Origin of the sequence: uncultured Planktosalinus sp. (genome assembly GCF_963973675.1) — a bacterium.
GTDB lineage: Bacteria > Bacteroidota > Bacteroidia > Flavobacteriales > Flavobacteriaceae > Planktosalinus.
In genome coordinates, this window is the sequence record NZ_CAXBAN010000033.1 from 1 (window position 1) to 11,387 (window position 11,387).

Sequence of the window (11,387 nt, forward strand, 5' to 3'; positions counted from 1 at the left end):
ATGATTGAGTACATTCTGATGTCAATCTCTTCTTTATCGGCAATTTGTCTTGCATTCCCCATTGGGCGTACATTGAATCCAATGATGACTGCATCTGATGCAGAGGCCAGCAATACATCACTCTCAGTTATTGGTCCGACAGCTTTGTGAATGATATTAATTTGGATTTCTTCAGTTGACAGTTTTTGGAAGGAATCTGTAAGTGCTTCAACAGAACCATCTACATCTGCTTTTAAAATTACATTCAATTCTTTGAAATCACCTAAAGCAATACGTCTGCCAATTTCATCAAGAGTAATGTGACGTTGTGTTCTAACTGATTGTTCTCTTTGTAACTGGGTTCGTTTTGTTGCAATTGCCTTTGCTTCTCTTTCATCTTCATAAACAGCAAACTTATCACCTGCCTGAGGTGCTCCATCGATCCCTAATACTGAAACAGGTGTTGCAGGTCCGGCAGATTTAATATTGTGTCCGCGTTCATCGTGCATTGCTTTGACTTTTCCGCTGTGTTGACCGGCTAAGATGTAATCTCCAATATTTAGAGTACCTGATTGTACTAATATTGTTGATACATACCCTCTTCCTTTATCAAGAAAAGCTTCAACAACAGTTCCGGTTGCCAGTTTATTTGGGTTTGCTTTTAATTCGAGTAATTCGGCTTCGAGAAGTACTTTTTCCAATAATTCTTTAACACCGGTTCCCTGTTTTGCAGAGATATCGTGAGACTGAATTTTACCCCCCCAATCTTCAACCAGCAGATTCATCCCGGCCAGTTTTTCTTTTATTTTTTCAGGGTTTGCTTCGGGTCTGTCAATTTTATTAATTGCAAACACTATGGGTACTCCGGCAGCCTGCGCATGAGAGATGGCTTCTTTTGTTTGTGGCATGACATCATCATCTGCGGCTACTACAATTATGGCAAGGTCGGTTACTTTGGCACCTCTGGCACGCATTGCTGTAAAGGCTTCGTGACCTGGAGTATCCAGGAATGTAATTTTCTGTCCGTTTTCAAGTTGCACTGCATAGGCTCCAATATGTTGAGTAATTCCTCCTGACTCTCCTGCAATTACATTTTCCTGACGGATGTAATCTAATAAAGAGGTCTTACCGTGGTCAACGTGTCCCATTACGGTAACGATTGGCGCCCTTGGTTCAAGATCTTCAGGGTTTATTACTTCTTCAACAGTGGTGTCCTCATCATCGGCAGTTACAAACTTCACTTCATATCCAAACTCGTCTGCTACAATGCTTAATGTTTCAGCATCAAGTCTTTGATTCATTGTAACCATCATTCCAAGGGTCATACAGGCAGAAATAATGTCTGTAACAGGAACGTTCATCAATGTCGAAAGTTCATTAACAGAAACAAATTCTGTAACCTGAAGCACTTTACTTTGTGCTTCCTGACTTGCAATTTCATCTTCTGACTTTTGACGGTGTGTATCTCTTTTATCCCTTCTGTATTTTGCAGCTTTACCTTTAGAAGATTTCCCCTGAAGTTTTTCAAGCGTTTCTTTGATTTGCTTTTGTACTTCTTCTTCGCTTGGTTCCTCTTTATGGGTTACTTGTCTACCACGTCCTTTGGATGCTTTGCCTCTTGAAGCACCACCTGAAGCTGAACCGCCTCTTGTTGGTTCTTTGGCAATTCTTTTTCTCTTTCCTTTAGAATCTTTAGAATCCTTGGAGTCTTTTGAAGCACCCGGTTTTGGCTTTTCTGTTTTCTTTTTAGATTTTTTAAATTGATCAAGGTCAATTTTTTCACCTGTAAAGTTTGGCCCATTCAGTTTTGTATACTTTGTTTCTGAAAAGGTTGAGCCTTCTTTTTCTTCAGTATCTACAGCTTTGGGTTTGGCTTGTTTTGTATCTTCTTTGGTTTTTTTGGTGTCAGCTTTTGGTTTTTCTTCTTCTTTGGGTTTTTCTTCTACAGGCTTTTTCTTTTCTACAACTTTTTCTTCGGGTTGTTTTTCCTCTGCAGGTTTTTCCTCAATGGGTTTTTCTTCTTTTTGGGTTTGCTCTTTTTTGGGTGCGTCAAGATCAATTTTACCCACTGTTTTGGGCCCGTCCAACTTTGACTGTGCTTTGACTACTTCTTTTTCTTTGGCTTCAGCAGCTTTTTGTTTTTCTTCCTGCTCTTTTTCTCTTGCCAATCGCAGTTCTTCCTTTTCTTTTTTCTTTTCTTCGCTTACTTCTTTTGAGGCTACTTTTTTTGATTTATCAGTTTGAAATTCATCAAATAAAATTTGATACACTTCTTCTGATATTTTTGTAGTGGGTCGTGCTTCGATTTCTACACCTTTTGTTTTCAGAAAATCCATAGCTCGATCAAGCGAAATATTGAATTCGCGCAAAACTTTGTTTAACCTCATTGTGTTTACTTCACCCATAAAGTATTTTTACTGTTTTTTTTTATTTTTCAGAAACTGTTTCTGTTTTATTCAAATTCTTCTTTAAGTATATTGATGACCTCTCTGATGGTTTCTTCTTCAAGATCGGTTCTTTTTATAAGGTCATCGATATCTTGATCTAGAATTTGTTTGGCTGTGTCGAGTCCAATTCTTGAGAATTCATCAATAATCCATCCTTCGATTTCGTCTGAGAATTCTCTTAATTCGACATCTTCTTCTTCTTCAACTCCTTCTCTAATCACATCTATTTCGTATCCGGTTAATTGTCCTGCAAGTCTGATATTGTGTCCTCCTCGACCAATGGCTTTAGACACTTCTTCCAACTTGAGAGTCACCTCGGCGTGTTTGGTTTCGTCATTGATTGAAATTGAAGTAATTTTAGCAGGGCTTAAAGCGCGGGAAATATACAAATTTGTATTTGCAGTATAGTTAATAACATCTATATTTTCATTTCCTAGTTCACGAACGATGCCGTGAATTCTGGATCCCTTCATTCCTACACAAGCTCCAACAGGGTCTATTCTGTCGTCATAAGAGTCTACTGCAACTTTTGCTTTTTCGCCGGGGATTCTCACCACATTTTTAACTGTAATCAAGCCGTCAAAAACTTCAGGAATTTCCTGTTCAAATAATTTTTCAAGAAACTTGTTGCTTGTTCTTGACATTATGATAGCAGGTTTATTCCCTTTGAGTTCTACACTTTCAATAATTCCTCTTACGTTGTCTCCTTTTCTAAAAAAGTCTGAAGGAATTTGTTTTTCTTTTGGTAAAATAATTTCATTGCCCTCGTCGTCTAGCAAGATGACTGCCCGGTGTCTAATATGATGAACTTCGGCTGTGTAAAGTTCGCCTTCAAGGTCTTTAAATTGCTTGTATATATTGGTATTATCGTGTTCGTGTATTTTTGAAATAAGGTTTTGGCGCAGTGCCAAAATTGCTCTTCTTCCAAGATCAACCAGTTTTACTTCTTCAGGAACATCTTCACCCACTTCAAAATCGGGTTCAATTTTTCTTGCATCGCTAAGGGAAATTTCTTGGTTTGGGTCTTCCACTTCACCATCGGGAACTACAGTTCTGTTTCTCCAGATTTCCAAATCTCCTTTATCTGGGTTTATGATAATATCAAAATTATCATCGTCTCCATATTTCTTTTTCAAGGTGGCTCTAAATACGTCTTCTAGGATTGCCATCAGGGTCACCCTATCGATAAATTTATCGTCTTTAAATTCTGAAAAAGATTCAATCAATGCGATATTTTCCATATCTGTACTTAGTTAAATATTATTTTTACTTTACTGTCTTTTATATTTTCAAAGGGGATATCAAGTGATTTATCAACAGTGATTTTACCTTTTCCAACCGGTTTGGGTTCTCTTGTTTTCCATTGCAAGTTGATTCCCTTTTCTGAAACCCCTGTGAGTGTTCCTTCAACTGTCTGACCATCCTGGGTTTTTACTTCCAATATTCTGCCAATATTTTTTTTGTATTGTCGCGGCATTGTTAAGGGTGAAGATGCACCTGCTGAAGCAACCTCAAGTGAAAAATCAAATTCTTCGCGGTCAATGTTATGCTCAATAGCTCTACTTACAGCAATGCAGTCGCTCAATGAAACGCCTTCATCCCCATCTAATATTACTTTAATATCGTTGTTTTGGTCAATATTAAAATCAATTAAAAACAATTTTGGATTCTCCTCCAGTGCTATATCCAATAGCTGCAGAACTTTTTCTTTCAACATTTTAATCTATAAAAAGAGGGGACTCGCCGTCCCCTCACCTAATACCTTGTTTTTCAATGGCGCAAATATATGAATTAATTCTCATTAAAAAAAAAGGATGCAAGTTGAATTTTTTTTGTAATTTAACTTAAATTTTAAACCTCTTCAAATACAATTCAATGAAAAAAATTTTAGTCCCTACAGACTTTTCGCCTCAAGCAGAAAATGCGCTTAAGGTTGCGGCACAATTAGCAAAAAAGCACGAAAGTGAAATTTATTTGCTTCATATGTTAGAACTTCCGTTAAATTTAATTGACCAGGCAAATTCAAGTTCAGGCGGGAGTCTTCCTGAAGCATTGTTTTTTATGAAACTGGCACATAAACGGTTTAAGGAAGTGATGGAGTCTGATTACCTTGAAGGCATTACCGTTTATGAAACAGTTCAATTCCACGAGGCGTTTGACGGCATCATTGAGGTTGCAAAGGAAAATGAAGTAGACCTTATTATCATGGGCTCACATGGTGCCAGTGGTTTCAAAGAGATGTTTATTGGAAGTAATACTGAAAAAGTAGTAAGAACTTCAAACATTCCTGTGCTGGTTATTAAAAACGAACACAAACAATTTAATGTTGATAATTTTGTTTTTGCTACGGATTTTTCTGAAGAATGCAAAGAACCCTTTAAACGAGCAATCAAGTTTGCCAACAGTGTAGGTGCAAACATCCATTTACTTTTTATAAATACGGCCACAAACTTTATGACTACCATTGAGGCTAATGAAGTGATGGAAAAGTTTTTAATGGGTGTGGAAATTAAAAAATATTCCTTAAACATTTACAACGACACAACTGTTGAAAAAGGAGTTTTGAACTATGCTCAATCAATTGATGCAGATTTAATTGGCATGGCTACTCACGGCAGAAAAGGACTTTCTCATTTCTTTAACGGAAGCGTAAGTGAAGATTTGGTAAATCACGCCAAGAGGCCTGTAATCACTTTCAAAATTTAAATAAAATCTGATGCTATAAAAAAAACCGATTAGAGATTTCTAATCGGTTTTTTTGTTGGCTCACTAGGGCTCGAACCTAGACTCTTCTGGACCAAAACCAGACGTGTTGCCAGTTACACCATGAGCCAATGCTTTTAAGCGGTTGCAAATTTATAACAAACTTTTTCTTCTACAAACTATTTCTTATAAAAATACCACCTTTAAAAATAAAATATGTTTTTTTCAGTTTACCTTCTCATTAAAGAGAATACGATAATTATGTGTAAATTCGCCACTTTAAACCTAGAAATGGATGAAAAACTTTGACTTTAAAAAATGGAATACTATCAGTGGATGGTTTGTTTTTTTAATCGCGTTAACCACTTATTGGCTCACAGTTGAACCCACTGCAAGTTTTTGGGATGCCGGCGAATACATTACTACCTCCTCCAATCTGGAAGTCGGGCACCCTCCGGGAGCGCCACTTTACCAATTGCTGGGTGCATTTTTTTCCATATTTGCTTCAGAGGTTACTCAAATTGCCTTGATGGTAAACCTCATGTCTGTCTTTGCTAGTGCTTTTACAATTTTGTTTATGTTTTGGTCCATAACAATCATTCTTCAAAATATTATTTCCAAAACTGAAACTATTGATAAAACAAAAGAAATTTTAATTTTAGGAAGTGCAGCGGTGGGTTCATTAGGCTTTACTTTTACTGATAGTTTTTGGTTTAGTGCTGTTGAAGCCGAAGTATATGCCATGGCGTCTTTTCTAATGGCTGCTTTATTTTACCTCGCACTGCGATGGGAAAGAGACATGCATACCCCCCGAGGAAACCGCTGGGTTATTTTAATTGCATTTTTAATAGGGCTTTCGTTTGGTGTCCACTTTATGGGTCTTCTCACAATACCCGCAATGGGGTTATTGTATTATTTTAAGAATTACAAAACCATTACCATTAAGAATTTCATTGTAGCACATTTGGTGGTTGTGGGTGTTCTCTTGTTTATATTTTTGTTTCTTTTACCAATGACAATGCGCTTTTTGTCAGCTTCAGAGCTGTTTTTTATAAACACTGTAGGCTTGCCATTTGATTCAGGAACTATCATAGCAGGCCTGATTATGGTTGCTGCATTTGTATTCCTTTTGAAATATACGCGCTCAAAAGGTTATGTACAATTAAACACTCTAGTGCTTTGCATTTTATTTATTTTTGTTGGTTTTTCAAGTTGGATTATGCTGCCCATCAGAGCAAATGCCGGAACTGTCATTAATGAAAACAAACCCAGTGATGCTCAAGAGTTATTAGCCTATTACAACAGAGAGCAATATGGCGAGCAAAGCTTATTATATGGACCTCAGTTTACAGAAATGTATGCCGGAATAGACCAAAACAATCCCTACACTGATGACAAGCCCAACTATGAGCGGAATGAAAAAACAAAAAAATATGAAATCATAAACAACTACAAAAATGCCAGAATGAACCTTGATGATGCTCACAAAACCTTTTTACCAAGAATGTGGAGCACAGAACATGCAGCAAATTACCTGGCATTAACCGGTGGATTAGAATTTGATGTTAAACGGCAATACAGAAGTGAGCAGGCATTAGTAAATGAAGTAGCTTCTTTTAAAAATCAATATAACCAAGGTCAGATTGACAGTGAAGACTACCACAATTTCCTACAACAGTTTGGTGAGTTTCTAGATATTGAGAAACCCACTTTTCTTCAAAACATGCGCTATTTGTTTGAGTATCAGTTTGGCTATATGTATTGGCGTTATTTTATGTGGAATTTCACCGGAAGACAAGATGATATGCAAGGCAAAAATGACGTTTTTAACGGAAACTGGCTTAGCGGCGTCAATTTTATAGATGAAGCACGTTTGGGGCCACAAACCAATTTACCCTCAGACGTTAAAAACAACAAAGCTAGGAATACTTATTATTTCCTTCCCTTAATTTTAGGCTTATTGGGCGTCGTGTTTCACTATAATAAAGATAAAAGCTCCTGGTGGGTTTTAATGGTTTTTTTCTTATTCACCGGACTTGCCTTAAAAGTATACCTTAACGAAAGGCCTTTTGAACCCCGTGAACGCGATTATGCTTTAGTGGGCTCCTTTTATGTTTTTGCAATCTGGATGGGGTTTGGGGTTTATGCACTTTTTGAAATGCTCAAAAAGCATCTTCAACCTAAAATTGCAGTTCCCTTGGTAATAGTGGTTGGGTTATTGGCTGCACCTGTACTACTAGCAAGTCAAAACTGGGATGATCACGATCGTTCCAATCGGTATACAGCATCTGCAATGGCAAAAAAATACCTTGATTCTGTAGATCCGGATGGAATCATTTTTACCATTGGTGACAACGACACCTTTGCGATCTGGTATGCACAAGGCATTGAGGAATACCGAAGAGACGTACGACCAATCAATACCAGCCTTTTCAATACAGACTGGTATATTGATGATATGAAAAAAGCTGCTTTTGAAAGTGCGCCAATCCCTTCACAGCTCACACATGAGCAGTATAGATATGGAACACGAGACTATATCATGAAACATCCGCAAATAAAAGCCGATGACACCATTTCAATCAAACAATGGATGGATTGGGTTGGAAATGATAGTGATCAACGTTTGAAAGTTGAAATGCAAAGTGGGCAAATGGTTCAAACATTTCCTTCAAAAAACATTAGAATACCTGTGGATAAGGAGGCTGTTTTACGCAATGGCATTGTGGCAGAAAAAGATGCGCACCTCATTGTACCTTATATAGATGTTAACATAAAAGCTGATATTCTTTATAAAAACAGAATGATGATGTTTGACATCATAGCCAATAACAACTGGGAACGCCCCATTTATTTTACAGGTGGTGCATTCAACGATGAAGAATATTTATGGCTGAAAGATTATTTACAGCTGGATGGAATGGCTTATAAACTTGTTCCAATTAAAACTCCCATTGATAGAAAGAATCCATTTGATATGGGACGCATTGACAGCGAAAAAATGTTTGAGATTGTAATGGATTGGGAATGGGGGAATTCCGGGAGTACAGAAATATACCACGACCCCGAAACCAGAAAAAACGCCATCAGTTACCGAAGCAATCTCGCCCGACTTGCCGAACAACTTTTAAAAGAGGATAAGCTTGAGAAAGCTGAAGATGTTTTGGATTTGGCAATGGAGCATATGCCCGTTGAATATTTTGGATTTTACACTTTGCTAGAGCCTTATATAACAGGCTATTTTGATGTTGGTAATGAAGAAAAAGCAATTAAACTATACAAAAAGGTATCTAAAAAATACCAAGAAAAAATGGATTATTTCAGCAGTTTTGATTATCAACTTCAAATGCGAAACGCTGAAACTATTTTAATGGAAGTTGAGCGCTACAGAAGTCTTGTGGGCACATTGCTATATGGAACAGATGAAGAAATTTTAAAAACTGAAGCAGAAACATTTAACAACTATTTACAAGAGTTTAGACATTTTTACGGGAACGAACCGGAAGAGGAAACTTTTGTAGAAGAAGCGGATACATCAGGGCTTGAATATCCTGATGAGGAAGAAATTTTAAGAATGATTGACTCTATGGAACGAGCAATGAATGAATAATTCAGTGAAGCCTTATGTTGTAAAAATTCCGTTTTATATACCTTACTTGTTTCCAAAGCGGTTGTGGCATTTTTCGCGCAAGCATAAAATAGTGTATTTAACTTTTGACGATGGCCCAATACCTCAAGTTACCCCTTGGGTTTTAGATCAATTAAAGAAATACAATGCAAAAGCAACTTTTTTCTGCATAGGTAATAACATTCAAAAGCACCCCGCACTATTTGCTCAACTTAAAGCGGAAGGTCACCATGTGGGCAATCATACCTTCAATCACGTCAATGCTTCAAAAACAAGTTTTAATGAATATATGGAAAATACTAAAAAGGCAGAAGTATTTTTTAATCATCCCTTACTTTTTAGACCTCCTTATGGAAAATTGGATACAAAAAAAGCAGAGGCTCTTTTAGAAAAAAAATACCAAATAGTTATGTGGGATGTTTTAAGTGCAGATTTTGACCCAACAATTACCCCTGAAAAATGTCTAAACAATGTAATTGAAAATGCAAAAAATGGTAGTGTAATCATTTTTCACGATAGCCTGAAAGCAGAAAAAAACCTTAGAGTTGCCTTACCGGAAGTATTGAGGCACTTTTCAGAAAAAGGCTATACCTTTAAAGCAATTTAAACATATTCATTTACTAGGCCAATAAGGGTATTGGCATCCTGCTCACCGCTTTGACGCCATTTCATCTCGCCGTTCTTGTAAATCATTAGCGTAGGAAGTCCTTTGATTCTTAATGCTTCGGCTAAATCTTTGTTTTTATCGACATCAATTTTGATAACTTTTGCTTTGTCGCCAAGGGCAGCCGCCACATCCCTTAAAACAGGGTGCATGGCTGTAGATTGCTCATTCCAGTCTGTATAAAAGTCAAGCAGTACAGGAACCGGGGCACTGATTAATTCACCAAATTTTGACATAGTACAATCTCTTTTGTTATACAAATATAGTATTTATGGTGAAATGTGGTGTTTTTTAGGTAAAAATTAAGGGTTTGTTATTTAATATTCAAATTAACTGCAAAAATTGCTAATTGTGCACTTGTTAAGTTGCCCCCAGTTAATCGTTGCCCCCAAACTTCAATATAATCCCCAGGAACTAAGTCAACTGTTCCCGATATAGCTAAACTTACAAGTTCTGCACCTGACCCACTTGAATTTGGGGTACGCATAACTGTATTGGTCGGGACAAGTGTTGTACCTGCGTTTCCGTTTTTTCTTATAAAAAAAGCAAAGAATGTAGATTGGGTATTTGACGTATTTGCTCTAACCGCAAGCGTAGCATTTACCTGAAAAGTTTTTGGCCTTCTACCGTCATAGGTAATACGGTTATTTTCGGGAGAAGTCATCCTGAAATTATTACCTGCCAAGGTAGTTGTATTGCTACCTAAATTAAAGGGTGTATTTACCGCATTGGGAACGGCTTGAGCAAAACCAATGGCAAGATCCCCATTATAATAGATATTTCCGGTAGCTTCGTTATCTGATTCACGGGGAATACCCGGAGAATTAATTACCCAATTCTTATTGAAATTAAAACCTGGATAAGACCCTGTTGTATATCTATTAACATATGTACCGGCTCCCGTAAATAAAGCATTAAGAATTACACCCTCAACAACAGATGGGTTTGAACTTACATTAATCCCGGTAGCACCTAAAGGAACAGTACTAAAACCACTCACTTTTTGTATAAGCTGAAAGGTACCAGTAAAGGTTTCATAAGTGCCCCCATTATTGCCAAACCAAGCCTGATTACTCAATAAAAGGCTGCCTATTTCATTGTAGGTAATACCGGCAGCATTCCCAACATATTGCACAATATTAGAAAAATAGAGTCCCAAGCCGGAAATCGTTCCCACACTGGCCATGTTTGCGATGATCGTATTTTGCAATAACATATTTTGTGCTGCAGAACCGGTAATATTAAAAGCCGTACCACCTCCGGTAATGGTGATATTCCGGATACTACCGCCTGTGCTTCCCTGAAATGCCGTGGTGCCTGCCCCGGCAACAAGCACATCTTCATTTGCATCCAATCCTGATACATAAGCATTGTTTAAGTTTATTCTGTTCCCAGCTAGGTTAATGGTGCCGTTTATTTCATAATAGGTATTGGTGTCTAAATTAATTACACCTCCTGAAGGTGCTGGAAAGTCAGCAAGACTTTTAACCAACACAAAATTATCCCTTTTTTCCTGAGACGAATTGAGTCTCACCCATTCATCATCAATTTCTTCAAAAAAATAAAATGAGCGTTCATCAGTGTCATATACAAGTAACCCATTGGCAGGATTTGAAATGGAAAGCCTTTGGGCTGTTGACATTCTTGGAGCTAAAATACCTTGGGATGTTGAAGAAACATCAAGCATCGAAGAAGGATCAGGAGTTATAGTTCCTATTCCAACTTGTGCATTTGATGTTAAAAAGAAAAGATTTAGACAAAATAAAAGAAAGATTCTATTTAAAAATAGGGATTGGGGAATCAGCATGAGATATAAGTTTTAAATTAACAACTATTAAATTGCAACTTTAAAAACACTTATGTATTGATTCTCATTTGATTTAGGGGGCACAAAGATGGATTAATTTTTAAAAAAAAACAAATGAACGCCACAATTTAACGTCACCCATACTACTAAAAAGAAAAT

At 37.1% G+C, this 11,387-nt stretch carries 9 protein-coding genes and 1 tRNA gene; 4 read left to right on the forward strand and 6 right to left on the reverse strand.

Going from position 1 to position 11,387, the window contains the following annotated elements; translation table 11 throughout:
• The 3 genes from infB to rimP form a co-directional block, all read right to left on the reverse strand.
• A partial coding sequence (gene infB, locus AACY61_RS02370; protein WP_339609817.1) for a translation initiation factor IF-2 occupies positions 1 to 2,384 on the reverse strand: 2,384 nt, incomplete at its 3' end.
• Between the two features lie 47 nt (positions 2,385 to 2,431).
• Positions 2,432 to 3,667, reverse strand: coding sequence for a transcription termination factor NusA (gene nusA, locus AACY61_RS02375; protein WP_339609818.1), 1,236 nt, complete (start codon positions 3,665 to 3,667; stop codon positions 2,432 to 2,434).
• Between the two features lie 8 nt (positions 3,668 to 3,675).
• Complete coding sequence (rimP, locus tag AACY61_RS02380) at positions 3,676 to 4,143, reverse strand: ribosome assembly cofactor RimP (protein WP_339609819.1); 468 nt, start codon at positions 4,141 to 4,143, stop codon at positions 3,676 to 3,678.
• A 158-nt stretch (positions 4,144 to 4,301) separates the two neighbouring features.
• Here rimP and AACY61_RS02385 point away from each other — a divergent pair, with 158 nt between their 5' ends.
• The gene (locus AACY61_RS02385; protein ID WP_339609820.1) at positions 4,302 to 5,132 is read left to right on the forward strand and encodes a universal stress protein; all 831 of its coding nucleotides are present in this window, start codon (positions 4,302 to 4,304) and stop codon (positions 5,130 to 5,132) included.
• Between the two features lie 55 nt (positions 5,133 to 5,187).
• Here AACY61_RS02385 and AACY61_RS02390 read toward each other — a convergent pair.
• Positions 5,188 to 5,260, reverse strand: a tRNA-Gln gene (locus AACY61_RS02390).
• Between the two features lie 164 nt (positions 5,261 to 5,424).
• Between AACY61_RS02390 and AACY61_RS02395 the strand changes: the two genes are divergently transcribed.
• Both AACY61_RS02395 and AACY61_RS02400 read left to right on the forward strand, forming a co-directional pair.
• A complete protein-coding gene (locus AACY61_RS02395; protein WP_339609822.1) occupies positions 5,425 to 8,739 on the forward strand; it encodes a DUF2723 domain-containing protein in 3,315 nt (1,104 codons plus the stop codon).
• Positions 8,732 to 9,364: a polysaccharide deacetylase family protein gene (locus tag AACY61_RS02400; RefSeq protein WP_339609823.1), complete on the forward strand. Its 633-nt coding sequence runs from the start codon at positions 8,732 to 8,734 to the stop codon at positions 9,362 to 9,364. Before AACY61_RS02395 ends, AACY61_RS02400 begins: the two co-directional genes overlap by 8 nt.
• Here the strand turns inward: AACY61_RS02400 and AACY61_RS02405 are convergent.
• Complete coding sequence (locus AACY61_RS02405; protein WP_339609824.1) at positions 9,361 to 9,657, reverse strand: thioredoxin family protein; 297 nt, start codon at positions 9,655 to 9,657, stop codon at positions 9,361 to 9,363. The genes AACY61_RS02400 and AACY61_RS02405 overlap by 4 nt on opposite strands.
• 77 nt (positions 9,658 to 9,734) lie before the next feature.
• Positions 9,735 to 11,063, reverse strand: coding sequence for a hypothetical protein (locus AACY61_RS02410; RefSeq protein ID WP_339609825.1), 1,329 nt, complete (start codon positions 11,061 to 11,063; stop codon positions 9,735 to 9,737).
• On the opposite strand from AACY61_RS02410, the gene AACY61_RS02415 reads away from it, so the two are divergent.
• Positions 11,023 to 11,244 carry a hypothetical protein gene (locus AACY61_RS02415; protein ID WP_339609827.1) on the forward strand — a complete coding sequence of 74 codons (222 nt, stop codon included), beginning with the start codon at positions 11,023 to 11,025 and terminating at the stop codon, positions 11,242 to 11,244. The two genes, AACY61_RS02410 and AACY61_RS02415, sit on opposite strands and share 41 nt — an antisense overlap.
• Positions 11,245 to 11,387 lie beyond the last annotated feature (143 nt).

What these genes read in the sequence shown, in the direction of transcription:
- nusA (WP_339609818.1), bottom strand. Translation starts at nt 3,667, where the DNA reads ATGGAAAATATCGCATTGATTGAATCTTTTTCAGAATTTAAAGACGAT.
- rimP (WP_339609819.1), bottom strand. Translation starts at nt 4,143, where the DNA reads ATGTTGAAAGAAAAAGTTCTGCAGCTATTGGATATAGCACTGGAGGAG.
- AACY61_RS02385 (WP_339609820.1), top strand. Translation starts at nt 4,302, where the DNA reads ATGAAAAAAATTTTAGTCCCTACAGACTTTTCGCCTCAAGCAGAAAAT.
- AACY61_RS02395 (WP_339609822.1), top strand. Translation starts at nt 5,425, where the DNA reads ATGAAAAACTTTGACTTTAAAAAATGGAATACTATCAGTGGATGGTTT.
- AACY61_RS02400 (WP_339609823.1), top strand. Translation starts at nt 8,732, where the DNA reads ATGAATAATTCAGTGAAGCCTTATGTTGTAAAAATTCCGTTTTATATA.
- AACY61_RS02405 (WP_339609824.1), bottom strand. Translation starts at nt 9,657, where the DNA reads ATGTCAAAATTTGGTGAATTAATCAGTGCCCCGGTTCCTGTACTGCTT.
- AACY61_RS02410 (WP_339609825.1), bottom strand. Translation starts at nt 11,063, where the DNA reads ATGTCAACAGCCCAAAGGCTTTCCATTTCAAATCCTGCCAATGGGTTA.